The sequence below is a fragment of the Mycobacterium sp. ITM-2016-00316 genome, from assembly GCF_002968335.2.
GTDB lineage: Bacteria > Actinomycetota > Actinomycetes > Mycobacteriales > Mycobacteriaceae > Mycobacterium.
Window position 1 is genome coordinate 308,024 of record NZ_CP134398.1, and the last position, 17,803, is coordinate 325,826.

Below are 17,803 nucleotides of genomic sequence, written 5' to 3' on the forward strand. Positions count from 1 at the left end.
GTTATAGGGCAAGGGTGGTGGCGGCTGTTGCCGCCGCTGCTGTCGATTGCCGTTCTGCGTGGTGGATAGCCATTTGAAATGGCGGAAGATGGCGGAGCCGCCACGTGGATGACAAACATCGGTGCCTGCGGAGACGGCGCCGCCACGAAGTCGTTTTTGCACTGCTGCAACGCAACGTCGTGGACCGACGACGTCGTGGACCGACGACGCTGGACAACCCGAGCCGAACTTTCTTCGGCTGGCGATCGTGCCCCGGGTTGAGCGGACCTACCACCGACGACGTTGCCAACGCGCGCTCGGCAGGCTCACCCCGATAGAGTTCGAACTGCTCCACACGCCGGTCGCAACCGCGGCCTGAATTCACACCCTGCAAGTCAACTGAACTCGGGGCAGTCCCCACTCCCCGCCGGCAGACCCAGAAGGCGTGCCTGAGTGAGTTCTGACGCGGTCGATACGTGAAGCGACCACTACCGCAAGTCTCACGACAGATTTCAACGAGTCCACGATCGGGGCCAAGAAGGCGCGCCGTTTTCGAACGCGCCGTCTGTCGTCCTCGTCGCACGGTTGTCGGTCTTGGGACGTCGGCGTCGGTTCGCGAAGGACAGACGCCACCGCGCGGATTTACTCGAATGGCGATGAGTGCGATCTACGGCTGCTCAATAAGCTGCTAACGGTCGACTACCGGATCACCGGGGTGCGGGTGGTTCTCGTCGAACAAATTTGTAAGCTGCGGCCATGTACATCTGCGGCGTCGATTTGCCCGCGGCGCTCGTCAATGCCCACGCCGCCGGGCGCCTCGTCATTTTCGTGGGGGCGGGCGCGTCCATGAGTGCGCCATCATCGCTCCCAAGTTTCAAGGAACTCGTCCGAGAAATTCGCGACGGGAGCAATCTCTCGGCTGTCATCACGGACGAGGAACTTGACGAAGCTCCACTCGACGAGATTCTAGGGAGAATTCAGGACGACTATGGCGTCGACGTTCATCGACGCGTATTCGAGGTGATATCCAGAGAGGGTTCGCAGCCATCTGCGCTTCACGAAGCCATCGCCCGCCTCATGTCTGCCTCAACGGTTCGTTTGATCACCACCAACTACGACACCCACTTATCCGCCGCTTTCCAAGACGTAGATGTTCCTGAGTATCTTGGTCCCGCTCTGCCCTTGGGAGATGATTTCACCGGAATCGTCTACATCCACGGTCGGCTAGATCAACAACACCGCTATCTGGTCGCGACCGATGAAGATTTCGGCAAGGCGTATCTCAACGACGCCTGGGCGGCACGATTCCTTGATCGAATGTTCGGCGAGTACCCGGTGCTATTCGTCGGGTACAGCCACAACGACACGATCATGAAGTACTTAGCGCGAGGACTGGGGGGCCGCTCAGAGAAGAGGTACGTCCTCACATCTGATCCGGACGACACGTTCTGGCGAAGGCTCGGCATTACCCCAATTCAGTGTCTCCGCGCCCAGCAACCCGTGCTCTTGAACGATTGGGCGGCGCGCAGCGTGGAGGGGTTGCTGGGTGCGCGTGAGCGAGTCAAAATTATTGTGACAGAACAGGAGCCGCCGCTGATTCCAGAGTCGGCGTCATTTCTCGAAGAGATACTTGCTAGCAAAGAGACCGTCAGGTTTTTCACCGAGTACGCCCGCGGCGACGCGTGGTTGCTATGGGCCGACAACCGGCCGGAATTCGCCACGCTATTCCATTCGTCAACGGCCGTCGATGGGGAGATCACGCGAGCACTGTCCTTCTGGTTTGCCGAGAACTTCGTTACGGAAGAAGATGCCGCGGACACGGCGTATCGGATCGTCGTATCCGCGGGCGGATACCTTGGTGATGACCTGCTGTTTGCTGTCTCTCGGCAGCTTACTCACCAGCAACTGCCTCTTTCGGACCGCATGCGACGATGGCTCCTCATCGTCACCAACGGTCGTGAGAATCGGTTTAAAGCATCACTTTTGAGTTCATTGGTGAACGCCAACATAGTAGAAGTGGACCCCGGCACTGCACTGTTCTTGCTGGATTATTTATCAGAGCCGCGGATTCTGCCCTCCGGCACATACTCGCAGCTGTTTGGGCCCTGGTTCGAGCCAGTAATGCGTGACGGCGAAGCGTCGCTCCGTGATCTGTGGGGATTGGCCTTTCGACCCTACATTGATCGTTTCTCCGCCCAGTTCATAGAGATCGCGGAGCGGCACATCCGTCGTGCCGATCTACAGCTCATTGTCGCGGGCGAGTCCGACCGCGATAGACCATCGACCTGGCGTTCCCGCATCGTTGCCGAAGAGCGTGATCTCACTAGCCTCTCGGGTTCCTGGTGGATGTCGCACGAGAGTGCTTAGAAAATATGCTGGCATCAGGAAGTTCTGACGTCGATGCCCGGCTGCAGGCATGGCAGACAAGCGGTGTTGTCCTGCTCCAGCGATTAGCGTTGCATGGCTGGACAATACGCTCCGACAAGGCCGCTGATCGAAAGATCGAGTGGCTACTGACCGCAGGGTGGCTTAATGACCGTCGATTGAGAACAGAGGCCAACGCTCTCGTCCTCGCGACGTGCGCCTCGGCAGGCGAGGAAGCAGTCGCTGCAATTGTCGAAGATGTCCGTCAGCACTGGGAGGACGATCAGTACTCACCCCGCCGGGCATACAACTTGCTGCAGGCGATCGAGGAGGTTACCGGTCCATGACCTACGACGTCGTCTCAGCGGCTCTCGCCGAACTTTGCGCGGCTCACCCAGAGTTGATCGACCCCGGCCCCGCCCAGCAGCAAGAGTCGACTGTCTGGTCAGACGCTCCACCCACAGGCAAAGTCGAGTTGAATCAGCGACTGATTGAAGATCTGGAATCGACAGCGGCGGCACTGGTGGCATGCGAAGCGATAGCAACGTCAACCTGGGACGACGAGCGGCGATGGGACGCCCTAGCTGGAGCGGTAAGCGCTGTAGTGCAGGAATGGCCAGAACGCGGCCTCGAACTTCTCGACGCCATAGGCGTGGACCATGAACTGTCCGCTCAAGCAGTGATTCGTGGTTGGACGGTGTCTAGCCCTAGCCCCGAGCTGGCGGTCCGCATTGTCGAGCGGACCGCGGGTTTACACCTCGAACCGATCGTAGGCTGGGTCACCGCCATGATCGGTGGATTCGCAGTCACAGGGACGGTTCCCGTTGAGTGGTTTACTCACTCGGAGAGCGAGACCCTCGCGCAAAGATGTTGGACTTCAATAGAACCGACGAGGCCGAGCTCACTTCAGGGTTCCGACGACCTGACTATGACGGCGCTCAACCACCCAGCGGGGCAGCTCGCCGAGTACTGGGTGGACCGTGTAGGGCATCTATGGCGCGCGTCAGGAGATAGCTGGAGAGGTTTGCCCCCGGAGATTGCAAACTACCTTGCCGATCTGATCTCTTCAGAAGGCCCACGAAGCGACGCTGTCGCGATCAGGTTTTGCCGATACCTGGCATTCTTTCATCAAGCCGACCCGACTTGGAGCAAGCAGAACCTTGTTCCACTTTTTGACTGGGATAATAGTTCGCGTAGTGCGATAGCTTGGAGCGGCTATCTGTCGCAGGGCCAATGGACGAATCGACTCTTGGCCGAAAGGATTTTGGAGATGGCCATTTCTACCGTCGGCCATCGGGACCAGCTCGACAAGCCTGGTCAACGAGCCTTGCCAGCCTTTCTCGCAAGGTTGGCTGTGGCAGCAGACATCAACCCTCTGACTTGGCTTCGAGATTTTGTTACTTGCAGCACGGTTGCCGACCGAGTGGCCTGGGCCCAAGGGATTAGGCATCAACTCAGCTCCCTTGACCCTGTCGAGGCCGAACTTCAATGGGAACGTTGGATCCGCACGTACCTCCTTGAGCGCGTCGGCAGCATCCCGCGCCGGCTTGACCCGGAGGAAGCCTCTGCGATGGCTAGCTGGCCGCTATTCCTTTGCGAGTCGATGACGACCGCAATTGACCTAATGCTAAGCGCCGAGAACGCCGGACTTGAACTTCACAATCTGTTTCTTCACGACCTAGGCCAGAGGCAAGTAAGCCAAGCGCCGGAAAGCTCCGCGAGACTGTTGCACCATCTGCTGAAAAGATCTGAAGGCCAGATCCACTACGCCCACTCTGTCATAGAGTTGCACGCCCTCTTTAGGGAAGCGGGCGTGACCGCGGATTTGCTGCACCAGATTGAAGAAGAGGCAACACGATTGGGCTTCACCATCTAGTGACCAACGGCGGCAAGGCCATTAACACGGCTACGGAACCGTGGGTGGGAGGCGATAGCCACATCCCGGGAATGGGTGCCATGCAATCTGTAGTGCTGATCCGCCTGATGGTTAGCATCCACAACTGCGGTCGCAGTGACCGCCGACCATGATGTCGCCCTATGTGGCTGGCCCTAACGTCACTCGTCGTGGTTCCGCTGGTTGCCCTCGCGGCGGTCCACTTGGCGTTCATCTTCGCGCTGGGCTGTAAATGGTGGGCCATGCGGCAACGAGAACCGACAGTGTCAGCATCCCCGTATGAAACGCGTGCGCATTGGCAGGCCGGCCGATGGGATATCGACCCGCGCCACGCTTAGCTAGCCAATGTCGGTATCTGGAGACGTCGTTTCTGCCCGGGCGGAGCTTCACCTCACCGCACGACTTCAATGACCAACTCGGGAAATGGCTTCCGATTGCCAACAACGGGTCTGCTGCACGAATAGGTGACATCTGAGTTGGCTTGCCCACAGTGGGTGAGCTGGAAGGATGTCTCTGTGCCCAGGCCTTACCCTCGTGAGTTCCGCGACGATGTCGTGCGGGTCGACGGCCCGACCTCGGTGTCGGGTTATTCCTGTGGGGTTTTCGTGTTGAGCGGCCCCTTTGGACGCAGTGTTAGGCGATGATCGGGTGATTTCGGCCAATCAGGTCGTCGAACAGGGTGTTCCATGCTTGTTCCCAGGGCCAGTCCCGTGGGAGGTGCAGGGTCAGGCGTCGCGCTGAGGACGCAATGCGTGCTGGCACGATGATCAGGGTGCGGCGGATGGTCGCGGTGTGGGACTTGGCCAGGTCCGGCCCGGTGAGGGTGGCTGTGGCGCGGGTGAGGTTGAACGCCATCGCTGCCGCGACCCTTTACGCAGGCGCTCGCCGGTGATCATCGATGCCCCGCGGCTTGCGAGTGTCGAACTGAGCGTGCGCTGCCGGTGCTGCGCAGGCGATCCGTACTGCACCACCGTCAGCGGCCTCACCCGGCCAGATCCGTGCGGCGGCCGCCGACCCAGCTGCAGAAGTCGCTAAACCTTTACGCTTTGCTAATGGCCGCGGTTAAGCTGGCCCGCGTCGTAGATGTGCATAGGGGGATCAGGATGAAGTATCTGATGGGTGGCCTGATTACGCTGCTAATGGGCGCTGGATTGAGTTCGGCGCCAATTGCATCGGCCGGGCCATACTGCGACTTCTTCGACGTGGCCGGGCTCTGCGACGTGCGCGATGCAATCCGGGCGTGTTCTGAGTATCCGGAGGCATGCGACCAGTACTCACCGCCGCCAACACAGCAACCCTACGAAGGATCCGGGGTATCAGCGACACCTGAGCGGGATTACCGTTTCCTGCAGGCCATCGGCTCCCTAGGGAGCAGCTACACAGATTGGCCGCAGTTCCTGAGCGGAATGGAGCCGGTGCTGGTAGGCCATCAAGTCTGCTCCGCATTGGACCGTGGCGGGGACCCCTTTGCACCGATCCTTCAGGCTGCGGGGGACTCACAGTATTCCCGCTATTACGGAAACATCTTCGCGGGGTATGCCGTCCAACACCTGTGCCCCGAACACACCGGTGCGGTCGGATCGGTATAGCGGATTCGCGCGAAGGTACTACAGGTACGGTTGCACCCAGACGAGTTCGACGCGCTCATGACGATTGCGGTGCATCGCAGACTGCCTGTGTCGACAATCGCGCGCGAACAGATCCTCAAGCTGATTGCCTGGCAGCAGATGGCGGGGTGCAAATCAAATCGATAGGCGCGCTCACGTCACTGCCTGTCAAGTACGCGCCGTCGCAACGGGACGGACATGCGCATCTTGACTGGCTCCACCGTACTGTTCCAACTTCGACACCTGGATGAGGAATATGGGATACGACATCTGCGTGAGAGCCACACAAAATCACAGCTAGCAGCCTCGGCGGTCCGACATCCAGATGAGAATCGGCAGTCGCCGCTGCTCTCTGTTGTTTCGGCTGCGGGCGTTGTCCTGTGCTGCGTCTCTAGTTCACCCTGTATCTCCGTACGCGGCGTACTGACTACCCGACAGGACGTCTTTTACGTTGGCGATGTGGTGCGTATAGCGCGAGAAGTTTCCATAGGCATTGCGCAACGTGTTGCCGTCGAGACCGGCGTGCACAAGCAGAACGGTTCGGAGTACCCAGGCGATTGAGTAGCCGAGGGCAATCAGTAGATCGTGGAACTGGTCAAGCGGCTCGCCGGGTGGCTGAGTTCCTTGATGGACTAGCATGTTTCGCGCAAACTTGACTGCGTCCGGCCAGTCAGCGAACTCGTTGACGATGTCTGGGATGGCTGCTTGAGCCATCCCGACGAGATCACTCATTCTCGTCTTGAATGTGACCTCGTTTACTGACGCCATAGCTTGGCCGATCGCATCGCTGATAGCAGTTAGGTCGGTGTCCGTCAGGGCGTCGCGGTCGCTCCTATCCAGCCCTTGCAAGGAAGCGATCGCCGCCGTGCGCGCGGATTCGCGAGCGTGTTTAAGATCGCCCCTGGACAACGCAGGAACACGCTTCTTCTTGTCGAACAGGCGACGATGCAATCCCTCAGCGACAGCGGCAAGCGTCAGAACTTCCGTCTGGATCGTCGTATGACCGCTGTCGATCGCTGCAGCATCCAACGCACCGCTCACGGCCCGAAAATCGATCCACCGCGCAAACCGTTCCGCAGTCAGATGAGTGCTGTCGAGAAGCTCGTGCCTCCCTCTGGACGTCGACTCGTCATCCTCGAACACTTTCCGCCACGGGGATTCTGCAACCAATCGCACGTGTAGGTCGGTCGTACCTGTCGGATTTGCCGACACGATCGATGCAAGGGTCCGCGCCGGGCTCAGGACTCTCTCACCGAGCTCTTTCATGGTCATCGGATCGGCGGGGACGAACTCGATAAGGCAAGAATCTCCCTCATGCGTGACGGTCACAACGCCACCGTCAGCCGTGCTGGCTGCATCCTGTGATTGCGTGTACCAGATCGGTCCGGTCACACGGAATCTGCAGGCGCTATATGTTGTTCGATCATCGACATGCTCGTTCAGAATTGCGTGTCGCAGAGTTCGGAACTCCTGCCGATAGCGGAAATCTCGAAAATCGTGCGGTGGCTTCATTTTTCCCTGCGCGCCCACCATCGAGACGAGTGTGCCGTCGTCGAGGCGGCCCTGGATATTTCGCGGCAGCCAGTCAAGCACCCGATCATGCGGGCGACCGCCTCTTGCGAAACCTCTCATCAGGCCGTTGGCGCCGAACTCGACCTTGTTGGCGCGCTCAACGAAAAGCTGTCCGACCACCTCCAATGTCGGGCTTCCGTCGGCGAGCGTCAGTTCCCCTTGAACGATGTTCTCGGGCGTCTCAACTTGCCAGAACGTGCCAGTCAATGACGGGGGGACCTCCGCTATATCCATCTCGGCCCATTCCTCCTACCGATCGAACTCGCAAGAGCGGAATCCTGTCGATCGAGGATAGTCGGGCACCAGGACGTTCAAAATGCTTACCTGCATTTCGCCTCGTCGCCCACGGCGCCCAGAGTCTGGAGTTAACGGGTCGGACCCGGAAGCTAGCTGGTCCGCGCGACTTGGAGACGTCGTGCGCGTGGCGCGTAGCGAACTATCGCTTGATGGCTTTGCCGTCTTCGAACAGCCACCGTTCGACAACGTCATGCCGCGACAGGCGGTGCTCGTTGACCCAGCGGTCCATCAGGAGCGCGTAGCGCTCGTATGCGCTTGCCAGCCAAGCCTTGTCGATCGGCAGCGTCTCCCATCCGCAGGTGCGGTTAAGCGACGCTGCGACGTTGCGGTCGAGGATGTAGCTCCGGTGGTCAGCGCGTCCGCCACCAGCGAAGTACAGGTACTTAGTGAAGAATGCTGGACCGAGGTCGCCGATCGCGGTCTTGTTGTTCGGGCGGAGCAGATTGTACGCGGCGCGTGGGTCAGTACGGCTGAGCCGGGCGCCCTCTTGGAGAAGTGCTGCGGCGGAGTAGGGATCGGCCGCGATCGAGGCGATCCGCGCCTTGTTTGTTGCGTTGTCTATCTCCGCTTCCCCATGCGAGCGAGTTCCACAGGAGTGTCAGCGCTGCGGCTGGATCATCGAGGGCTGGCTGTGCAATGTTGAAAATGTCGCCGCGGGTGATGCTGTCGCCCAGGATCGTGTCATCGAGGCCGTGCTTGGTGAGTTCGACTGTCCACCAATCGCTGTTAACCGGAGATCCGTGGCTGTGGATCCAGCGGATCGTATCTGTCGCCCGGAGTTGGACGACAGCGTCGGCAGGCAGGTGGATATCAGCAAGGTCGGTGGCAGCCATGGAGATGATTGTGCCCGGCCGATCCGACAATCAGGCCGTCCGCTAGAGGGCCGGAATATCGGCGGTCGGCCAAAAGCGTACGATGTTACACCCGTTCCACCGCATATTTTTGCCAGCGCGACATTGGCAGCTGGTGTAGCCATCATTCGGCTCCGTCGGACGTTGAATCCAAACGCGCTGGTGTCATTTAGTCATTTGGGCTGTCGCCAAATGTCGCAAACGACACTTATATGACGAAACCCGTAGCTGCCCTCCGTATCGCCCCCAGGGGCTGCTGTAGAGGCGTCACTTTTCCAGTTCACATCTTGTCTCCTTCGGCCGGGGGTAGTGTTCGGCGCGATGTTCCGTACGCCCGGGGGATGTGTCTATGGACAGCACGGTCACTGCTGCTACGCCTGAGTTAACTGAAATCCGTGTGCACGGGGTCGGCGACCACAACGCTTGGTCAGCGCTCGGCACCCCTCCGATCGTCGCCCGCACTGAAGACCCGAACGAAACACAGGGGCTTTGGAGTCGAATTAATCCGAAGGCCAGGTTGAAGCGGCGTCGGTGGGTGTCACTCGCAGGACCGCCCGAACCGGTTTCTCACGAGTTGGTCCTGGTGAATTGGTCACGCATGTCGCGAAAAGGTTCGGCATTACTGTGGCTGCTCGTTTTCCCGTTGACGCTGCTTAACGTCGCTTACGAGATGCGACCAGAAGGGAATGTGCGACGCGCAGTCCACGTGACGGCGGTGTGGAGTGCTGCACTGGTCATGACCGTTCTGACGACTTGCTGGGGAACGGCGATCGTCGAGACGGTGCTCCGATTCATCACCCTGCCCGAATCCGTTGAAGTTTGGCGTCGAGAGACGGCGGTAGGTATCACGGCGTCAGTACTGGTTGTGATCCTGTTGATCCGCGTGTGGCAAGAGCGGGAGTCGCGGCTGCACGTCGTGAGTGCAATAGTGCACTCGTCAGTTGTATTGGGGGTGAGTGGTTTTGGGTACTTCGCTCGGCCGTCAGAGTGGCAGGTCGTTGATGATACGTCGGTTCTTCACTTCTTCACCCAGGACCTACCTACAAACTTACAACTCAAGCAACAAGACGCTCTATGGTTTGAATTCGGCCAGCGAGGTGACTATTCCGATGCCGCAGTTTCAGTGATCCACGAGCGACTGGCAGTGCTATCCAAGTCGTGGCTGATCTATGTCGACCCGGCAGGATCTGTGGCAGGCGCGTCGCTCGTCGTCATGCTGACTTTGGCTGCTGCTGTCGTGCTGACTTGGCGCCCAAGTCAGCCAGGACCGTCTGGCGGGGCAGCCTTTGCCATCATCCTCGGGATCTCGCTGCTGATATTGACGCTGAGTTGCGTCCATGCCGGCCTGACTCAGTTGCTGATGACGCCGCGGTGGGGGGTTATTGGTTTGGAAGAGAATCCGCATCCCGATTCAGTGTGGCTGATGAGACTAGGCAATATGAGCGAGTCGTCTGCCATGCTTCCGCTGCTCGCATTGGGACTCGTGATCGCAAACGTTCTTGCCCTCGCGGTTTCAGTAGGAGCGCTGAGCGGCTTCCGAAGGTGGCGGCGCCGGCAGCTGACAGGCGATAGCGCGACCGACACCTCTGCGGCGAAAGACTTATCACGCTGGCGGTGGATTCACACGACTATTGGACAGGCAGGGCGGCTGTCTTGGTCAACGGCCGCGATCGCGCTGACGCTTTGTGGCAGCGCGACAGCGGCGTTCTTGGTGTATGTCCATATCACCCAGTGGTGTGACGACACTGTGCCGGGTGATTGCGAAGGAGAGAAGTACTCGTATGCCCCCGTGACTTACTCGTTCGCGATCGCTTTGGGCGTCTTCTTTCTGATCCGAAAAGTGAACACGACCCCAGTGCTTCGTAAAACAGTCGAGGGCATCGCTGATATCGCCTGCTTTTGGCCGATCACCCTGCAACCGCTCGGTGCGAGGACCTACCGAACCCATGCCATCGACGGGATAGCCGACGCGCTGAAACAGGCCGGCAAGGCACCGACCGTCCTCGTCGGTCATAGTCAGGGATCTGTCCTGGCGCCCTGGACGTTGACGTCTGATCAGACGACAGCAGTAGTGAAAGCGCAGTGGCCCGATCCTGATGACCTAGTGCTCGTGACGTGCGGATCACCCCTAGAGTCTCTATACGCCACGTTCTTCCCCCATAGTTTCAATCGAACCTGGTTCGCCGATGTCAACGCGAAAGTCAAAGCGTGGCAAAATTTTTGGCGCGACACCGACCCGATCGCCAGCGCCCTGCCATATGAATCCATCGACAGCACGCCGATACCGGATCCCCCAGGCAAGGAGACGAAGGTGTTTGCGCATAGTGACTACTGGATCGCTGAAGAGCAGAGAACATTCATCTCTCGTCAATCTGCATCCGCGGCACCGGATCGCCTTGTCGGGCATACCCCAGCCGGTGGCAATAGCCCTAAGTGAAGCCCCGCGAAGTGACCAGGGGCGTTGTCGCTTTCCGCCGCAGAGAGGTACCGAGGCACTCAAAATTAGCGCTGATACGCACCCCGCAAAGGCCGGACGGCACCCTGGCCGCGAGCCGGCTAAGCGAAGCACAGCCGACCGGCGGCCCTGCCGCTACACACGAACCTGCACCACCGTACCGTTCCTACTTTTGCCACTACAGATGACTAAAACCACCGGGGCGGGGCCAGTAGCCCGGGTCTGTCGCGAGGTTGAGATTCCTCAATTCTGACTATCGAAGGTTTCACGGGCCAGTTCAGATCTCCGGCATATGGGCGTCTGCCCAATTCAGAAGCACTTCCACCGGTTGACGAAGGGTCTTGCCCAACGAGGTGATCCGGTACTCAATGCGCACTGGACGCGTACTCAACACGACGCGTTCGATGATGCCATTTCGCTCAAGCCGCCGCAGGGTGGCGGTCAGGGACTTCTGGGTGACTGACGGAATGACACGCCGAAGCTCATTGAACCGGCACGCGCGTTCGCAGAGCGTATTGAGCACGCTCAGCGACCATTTGTCCAACACCTGATCCAGTAGTTCACGATGAGGCGCGGCGATAACGAGGTCCTCACTGTGCACGCCGGAGGTATCTGTCATGAAACCTAGTCTCGTTGAAGTTTCCTCAACACACGAGGTACTCATGAACTACCACCCGCGAGTCGCTACAGAGGAGACCCATGTCGGTCCACCGCTTCACCCCGGACGGATTGTTGCAACCGGTGCCGTACCACCACGTCGCCTTGGGCACAGGTACGCGCCATGTCCACATCAGCGGCCAGGTCTCGCGCCTGCGCGACGCCGCACCGGTAGCAACCGGCGACCTCGCCGGACAGATCGCGCAAGCTCTGCGCAACACAGCCATTGCGCTTTCCGGAGCTGGAGCAACCTTCGATGATGTCGTACGCCTGACCTTTTACGTCACCGACTGGGAACCGGAGAAGATGAGCGCGTTCATGACCGGAGTACAGCAGGTAGCCGACGAGGTCGGTCTTCCGTCGCCTTGGCCGCCGGCATCACTGATCGGTGTCGACCGCCTGTTCGAACCGGACGTGCTGGTCGAAGTCGAAGCAACCGCCATCCTCGACTAATTGCGATATCGCCTGGATTGCTCGGACGACAACTCGTCACATGTTGCGTCGGGCCCGAATGATCACGTTGTGGCTGATTTCATGTCCTGCACCGCCGGGGGGTGACATTCGGGGGCTGCGGGTGTCAATGGAGATGGTCCAGTTTCCCTGTAGCAGTGCAGAAATAACGTCGATGGGCAGCACATAGTCAGCCGGATCTATGCCACGGGCTTTGGCTTCGTCGCTGTCGAATCCAGCGTGGTAAACCATAAGTAGTCGACCGCCCGGCGCGACAGACTCCAGCAGTGTGCATTCAGTGTCGTGTCGGTCCGAGCTGGGCAGCGCAGGGTAGTGCGCGACAACCAGATCGAAAAATGCTGGAGGAAGCCCTGCGTGAACGAGTCCCGAGTGCACCCATTGCACCGCGGCGCCAGCCTGTTCGGCGCGCGCCGTGGCCCGTTTCAGCGCCACCTGCGACACTTCCAGACCGGTGACCTCCCACCCTTGCTGCGCGAGCCACACCGCGTCGGCGCCCTCACCGCAACCGACATCGAGTGCCCGGCCCGCCGGAAGGCCCTGCACCTCCTCGATCAATGATGAGTTGGGTTCGCCGCTGAAGAATTCAGTCTTGCTGGCGTAGAGTTCATCCCACTCCGGGCTGAGGTCGGGGGCTTGCGCGCAGCGACGTCACTGTCGTCAGGCAGAGCCGGTGTTTCGGTCATTGAGGTTTGCTCCTTGATTGCGTTGTCGCACTGATCGTCGTGCCGGGGCTCGCCCGGTCTGCTTGTCGCTTTCGGGTCGTTGGTCATAAATCGTTGAGCATCAGAATCATTCGTCGATGGCCTCATAGCCGCGGTTCTGAAATAGTTGGCGTACTGCATCATCGGGCGAGAGCAGCTGGTACATGAAGATCTGGATCATCTGCTCGACGGGATCGGCCTGCCACCATGTTCCCAGGGCCCCGGAGAATCCGAACGACCCTCTCGACGCGTAACCTACATACTGTTCGTGGAGGGCGGGGTCGATGACGACCTGCAGCCCTAGTCCCCAGCCTTGGCCACGGTAGCTGTCGACTACCGGCGCTGGAAGCGCTGCACGCTGCTGGTCGGACAGATGATTGGTGGTCATCAGGGACGCGAGCCGACGAGACAGCACCCTTTCGCCATTGAGTGTTCCACCCGCCAAGAGCATGCGCGAGAACTGTAGATAGTCATCGACAGTGGACACGAGCCCGTATCCGCCGCGCGGAAAGGGTGGCGTGACGGCAGTTGGTCGGTGCTCGGTGAAGAACTCTGAAGTCAGAACCTCGATGGTCGGCGTATCGGGTTGGCGCTCATACGCGGTAGCCAAGCGGTGCTGCTTGCCTGCGGGGACCACGTAACAGGTATCCACCATGCCCAAGGGTTCGAAGATTCTCTGGGACAGCAACTCTGGGTACGGCACACCGGAGATTCGCTCGGCGAGGATGGTGACCACCTCCGAACCTGTGCCGTAGGACCACGCCGAGCCGGGTTGGGTCTCCAGCGGAATCGAAGCGACCGCCCTCAGCCATGCCTCGGAGTTATCGCCATGCTCGTCGTACGCGGCTGTGATGGCAGACGTGACAGGTGTGGGCGGCTTCCATGGATGGGGGCTCACCAGGGTGGCGATGCCTGCGCGAAAGGTCAGCAGGTCTGACAGTGTGATCGACCGCGTGCGCTCGATGGTGTCGTCAAGATCCCCGTGGGGATGCCGAAGTACGCGCTGTCCGCGGAACTCCGGAAGGACCTTCTCGATGGGCTCATGCAGTCCGATCAAGCCCTGATCAACGAGGGTCAATGCGCATACCGCCGTGACCGGTTTGGTCATCGACATGATCTGGAAAAGCGTGTCTGGCCGCATCGGCGTACCCCCGGCGACGTCCTGCCAGCCGTGCGCCCTCAGATACGCAATCTCGCCTCTGCGATAGATGAGACCGACAGCTCCGGGAAGATCACCTCGCGCGACAACTGCCGCGATCTCATCGTCCAACGCGCTCAGGCGACGTGCGGACATCCCCGCCGAACCAGCGGAGACGCGTGTCATGACCACGCGCCTAGAACCCGTGCCGCAGCAGCAAGGGTCGGTAGCTGCGGTCACAATCCATGAACACGGTCTCCCAACACGATTCGCGATACCTGTCGCTCGGATTCAGCCGAGAAAGGCTGCACTGGCTTCGGCCCACGCTCGCTCTGGCGGAGCAAACGGCCGGCCCGTGTCAGCTGCGCCATCTTGCGAACCGGTTCAAAGAAGGATTCGGTCATGTCAACGAGCATCGTCAGGCAAGACGGCTCGCGGCAACACAGATTGCCAATCTGGCAATGCGCTTGAGCGCATCGAGGGATCGGCGATCTGAAGCAACTGCTTGCCGAAGTCGAGGCCAAAGAGATTGAGATTCGACAACGCTGGAGTCGTTCACGGCGGGCGGTGCTGCTAACGTCAAAGTCGGTGCGCCGGGAAGTCTGGTCGGCAGGGTATTTGTCCTGCGACGGCAAGGTGTGCACGCGGTGGTAGCTGGTGATGAGGCGTTGACCCGCCGGCCGCGCGCCGCGCTGGTCGACATCCTGTCCATTCCGGAGACCTTCGTCAGTCCGGGCCGTCGCATCCTACGAAGGCTGGTTTACGCGCTGGGCGCACTGGCCGCGGTAACCGGCATCGTCTACCTCGACCGCGGGGGCTACACCGATTCCGCTGACGGCGAGGTGTCGTTCCTGGATTGCGTGTACTACGCGACGGTTTCGTTGTCGACGACAGGCTATGGCGATATCGCCCCCGCCACTCCCACGGCGCGTTTCATCAATGTCGTCGCGGTGACACCCCTACGGGTGGTGTTCCTGATCATCCTGATCGGAACGACGGTCGAAACGCTGACCACCCAGTCGCGTCGGGTGCTCAAGATTCAGCGGTGGCGACACCGAGTGCGTGACCACACCGTCGTCGTCGGATACGGCACAAAGGGGCGAGCTGCGGTTGCGGCGATGGTCGGTGACGAGGTCGTCCCCGCGGACATCGTCGTCATCGACGAGAACAGCGCCGCACTCGAGCGCGCCAGGGGCGCCGGGCTGGTCACCGTGCACGGGGACGCCACCAACGCCGATCTCCTGCGAATCGCCGGCGCCCAGCATGCGAAGGCGATCATCGTCGCCACCGACGACGATGCCACGGCCGTGCTGGTCACCCTCACCGCGCGTCAAATAGCCCCGAAAGCAAAAATCATCGCGGCTGCAAGGGAAACCGAGAATCAGCATCTGCTGCGGCAGTCGGGTGCGGATTCGACCGTGGTCTCTGCGGTGACGGCGGGCCGGCTACTGGGCGTGGCGATCCGCACCCCCAGTGTCGTCGAGATGATCGAGGACCTGTTGACACCCGATAGGGGATTCGCCATCTCGGAACGCGACGCGGCCGAGAGCGAGGTGGGTTGCTCGCCAAGGGATATCGAAGACATCGTGCTGGGCGTGGTGCGCGCGGGCCAGTTGATCCGGGTGGACGCGCCCGAGGTCGGTGCCCTGCATGCCGGGGACCGGTTGCTGCTCGTCCGCAACAACGGTGACCTCCGATGACCGCGTCACGGCGCGTCGTAGTCGACCGCTACCGTCGCGCTCGTCGGATGGGCCTGACACGTCAGCACATACCCGGCCGCCAGTTCGGCGGGTCCGAGCGCGAAGTTCTGGTCCATCACCACCGTGCCGCGCACCAGCTTGGCGCGGCAGGTCCCGCAGGCGCCACCCATGCACGAATAGGGGGTGTCGCTGCGGCTTCGCAAGGCGCCTTCCAGGATCGAGTCGCCCGGCTCCAGCGTGACCGTCTGCTGTTGCCCGGAGAGCGTGAACGTCACTGTGGCCGAGTCATAGTCGCGATTCGCCGCGCGGTTCTGCGGGTAGCCCGTGAACAGTTCCAGGTGGATGCGCGCCTCGGTGACACCGTTGCCGATCAGCACATCGCGGGCGACACTGCTCATACCGATCGGGCCACATACGAACCACTCGTCGACGGTGTCGGGCGACAGGCTGGTTGTCAGTAGCCGCTGCAGCCGCTCCCGGTCGATCCGGCCGCGCAGCGCCGGGGTGTGCCGCGGCTCCTCGGAGAGCACGTGGATGATTTCGAGCCGGTCGGCGTAGCGGGACTCCAGCCGGGCCAGATCGTGCCGGAACATGGTGGACTCCCTGGTGCGGTTGCCGTAGACCAGAGTGAACCGGCTCTCGGTTTCGATCTGCATCACGGTTTCCAGGATCGACAGCACCGGGGTGATACCGCTACCGGCCACCAGGCCCACATAGTGCCGCTGTGCCAGCGGGTCCGGGCGCGTGCCGAAACGGCCGGTGGGCGTCATCAGCTCCAGCACGTCGCCGGCCTGGAGGTGGTCGGCAACAAAGGTCGAGAAGGCGCCCCCGGGAATGTGTTTGACCGCGATCCGCAGTTGGGCGCGGGTCGCGGGCGCACAGATCGAATAGGTGCGCCGCACACCCTCGCCGCCGAGATCGGTGCGCACGGTGATGTGCTGACCGGGCTCGAAGCGGAACTCGTCACGAAGCGTCTCGGGCACCGCGAAGGTCACCAGTGTGCTGTCGGCGGTGATCGGGTCCACCGAGGCCACCGGAATGCTGTGCAACACCGCGTGCGGCGCACTGGACCGCGGCGGCATGTACACCGGCACCACCCGGCCGAGCTTGCTGTTCAACTGTTTCCAGGCGCGGTACTCGCCTGCATTGAGCTGCTGACCGAACACCGTGGTGATGGCCGCGTCCCGCTCCAGATAGGCCTCCTCGTTGCGGTGCCACGTCTTTCGGTATCGGTAGAACGGCACCGACGGGTGCAGATGATGCACCAGGTGGTAGTTCTGCGACAGCATCAGCGGGGTGTACAGCCATTCCATCCCCACCCGGGCCCGGGTCGCGCCGTAGCGATTGCTGCGCTGGGTGTCGGCCAGCCCGTGATGCGGCAGCCAGTCGAACCACCACAACAGCACGATGAGCCCGATGCGCTGGGGAATCAGGAACACCACGGCCAGCGTCCAGAAGTGGCCGGTGGCGATCGCGACACTCAACCCGGATATGCAGAGGGTGAGCATGCCCAAGGTCTCGGCGACCTCGGGCTTCGGCCGGCTGCGCAACGTGCGCAGAATGAAGCCGGAGTACATCAGCTCAGGGAAGGGCCACCGTAGCGGCATCTGCCACCACCGCGAATGCGAGGCCCAGGCATCGGGATCGTTCTCGTCGTCGTTGGCGTGCCGGTGGTGCTCGATATGGATGAACGCATAGGTCGGGAACGAGATCATCGGGACCACCAGCGCAAAGGCCAGGCGCCCGACGAGTCCGTTGACCCAACGGGTGCTGCTGATCGCGTAGTGGATCGCGTCGTGGCTCACGGTGAACATCACGAACGTCACCACCGCGTTGACCGCGATCGTCACCGCGGCGGGCACCGCACCCTGGATGTATCCGACCGTCGACGCCACGAACGCCGTCCACCCGACCACCAGGATCGCCACCGTCGGCAGCGCCAGCCTGGGCACCGGTGCGCCCGGATCCGGCAGCGCGTGGCGGTCCGGCGACGCTGTGGCGGTGTCGTCAACTGCTGCGGTGAGGGACATGGGTTTCTCCGGGACTCTCGGTGTCGGCTGCGGCAGGGAGAACCGCTCAGTACAACGCTATGAGCCGTACGAGTCGAAAACGACGTC

Annotated in this window: 12 protein-coding genes and 3 pseudogenes; 7 read left to right on the forward strand and 8 right to left on the reverse strand. The window is 61.0% G+C overall.

The window, feature by feature from the left end; all coding sequences use genetic code 11:
* Positions 1 to 108: 108 nt before the first annotated feature.
* From C6A86_RS01375 to C6A86_RS01385, 3 genes and pseudogenes are all read left to right on the forward strand, one after another.
* Positions 109 to 358: pseudogene (locus C6A86_RS01375) on the forward strand (IS3 family transposase); the annotation flags it as partial.
* Positions 359 to 735: 377 nt separating this feature from the next.
* Positions 736 to 2,346, forward strand: a complete 1,611-nt coding sequence (locus C6A86_RS01380; protein WP_311100996.1) for an SIR2 family protein — start codon at positions 736 to 738, stop codon at positions 2,344 to 2,346.
* A gap of 340 nt (positions 2,347 to 2,686) precedes the next feature.
* Complete coding sequence (locus C6A86_RS01385) at positions 2,687 to 4,219, forward strand: DUF4020 domain-containing protein (protein ID WP_105365665.1); 1,533 nt, start codon at positions 2,687 to 2,689, stop codon at positions 4,217 to 4,219.
* Between the two features lie 651 nt (positions 4,220 to 4,870).
* Here the strand turns inward: C6A86_RS01385 and C6A86_RS01395 are convergent.
* Positions 4,871 to 5,104 (reverse strand): annotated as a pseudogene (locus C6A86_RS01395) (IS1380 family transposase); the annotation flags it as partial.
* A gap of 272 nt (positions 5,105 to 5,376) precedes the next feature.
* Between C6A86_RS01395 and C6A86_RS29135 the strand changes: the two are divergent.
* On the forward strand, positions 5,377 to 5,826 hold the full coding sequence (locus C6A86_RS29135; protein ID WP_396835441.1) for a DUF732 domain-containing protein: 450 nt from the start codon (positions 5,377 to 5,379) through the stop codon (positions 5,824 to 5,826).
* Between the two features lie 414 nt (positions 5,827 to 6,240).
* On the opposite strand, the gene C6A86_RS01400 is transcribed toward C6A86_RS29135, so the two are convergent.
* The 3 genes from C6A86_RS01400 to C6A86_RS01405 form a co-directional block, all read right to left on the reverse strand.
* Entirely contained in the window at positions 6,241 to 7,623 is a 1,383-nt protein-coding gene (locus tag C6A86_RS01400; RefSeq protein WP_233213205.1) for a HEPN domain-containing protein, read from the reverse strand.
* 229 nt (positions 7,624 to 7,852) lie between these two features.
* A complete protein-coding gene (locus C6A86_RS29140; protein ID WP_396835443.1) occupies positions 7,853 to 8,275 on the reverse strand; it encodes a hypothetical protein in 423 nt (140 codons plus the stop codon).
* Complete coding sequence (locus C6A86_RS01405; protein WP_233213206.1) at positions 8,175 to 8,546, reverse strand: hypothetical protein; 372 nt, start codon at positions 8,544 to 8,546, stop codon at positions 8,175 to 8,177. Before C6A86_RS01405 ends, C6A86_RS29140 begins: the two co-directional genes overlap by 101 nt.
* Positions 8,547 to 8,913: 367 nt before the next feature.
* Between C6A86_RS01405 and C6A86_RS01410 the strand changes: the two genes are divergently transcribed.
* Positions 8,914 to 11,001 carry a hypothetical protein gene (locus C6A86_RS01410; protein ID WP_142407074.1) on the forward strand — a complete coding sequence of 696 codons (2,088 nt, stop codon included), beginning with the start codon at positions 8,914 to 8,916 and terminating at the stop codon, positions 10,999 to 11,001.
* A gap of 261 nt (positions 11,002 to 11,262) precedes the next feature.
* Here C6A86_RS01410 and C6A86_RS01415 read toward each other — a convergent pair.
* Positions 11,263 to 11,638: pseudogene (locus tag C6A86_RS01415) on the reverse strand (winged helix-turn-helix transcriptional regulator).
* 80 nt (positions 11,639 to 11,718) lie between these two features.
* Between C6A86_RS01415 and C6A86_RS01420 the strand changes: the two are divergent.
* Positions 11,719 to 12,129 (forward strand): RidA family protein, encoded by a 411-nt coding sequence (locus tag C6A86_RS01420; RefSeq protein WP_105365669.1) that lies wholly within the window; start codon positions 11,719 to 11,721, stop codon positions 12,127 to 12,129.
* A 36-nt stretch (positions 12,130 to 12,165) separates the two neighbouring features.
* Here C6A86_RS01420 and C6A86_RS01425 read toward each other — a convergent pair whose 3' ends face one another.
* Positions 12,166 to 12,702, reverse strand: coding sequence for a class I SAM-dependent methyltransferase (locus C6A86_RS01425; RefSeq protein ID WP_105365670.1), 537 nt, complete (start codon positions 12,700 to 12,702; stop codon positions 12,166 to 12,168).
* A gap of 234 nt (positions 12,703 to 12,936) precedes the next feature.
* Positions 12,937 to 14,172, reverse strand: coding sequence for a serine hydrolase (locus C6A86_RS01430; RefSeq protein WP_142407075.1), 1,236 nt, complete (start codon positions 14,170 to 14,172; stop codon positions 12,937 to 12,939).
* A 461-nt stretch (positions 14,173 to 14,633) separates the two neighbouring features.
* Here C6A86_RS01430 and C6A86_RS01435 point away from each other — a divergent pair, with 461 nt between their 5' ends.
* Positions 14,634 to 15,686: a TrkA family potassium uptake protein gene (locus tag C6A86_RS01435; RefSeq protein ID WP_105365692.1), complete on the forward strand. Its 1,053-nt coding sequence runs from the start codon at positions 14,634 to 14,636 to the stop codon at positions 15,684 to 15,686.
* Between the two features lie 5 nt (positions 15,687 to 15,691).
* Here C6A86_RS01435 and C6A86_RS01440 read toward each other — a convergent pair whose 3' ends face one another.
* A complete protein-coding gene (locus C6A86_RS01440) occupies positions 15,692 to 17,716 on the reverse strand; it encodes a fatty acid desaturase (RefSeq protein WP_105365672.1) in 2,025 nt (674 codons plus the stop codon).
* Between the last annotated feature and the right edge of the window lie 87 nt (positions 17,717 to 17,803).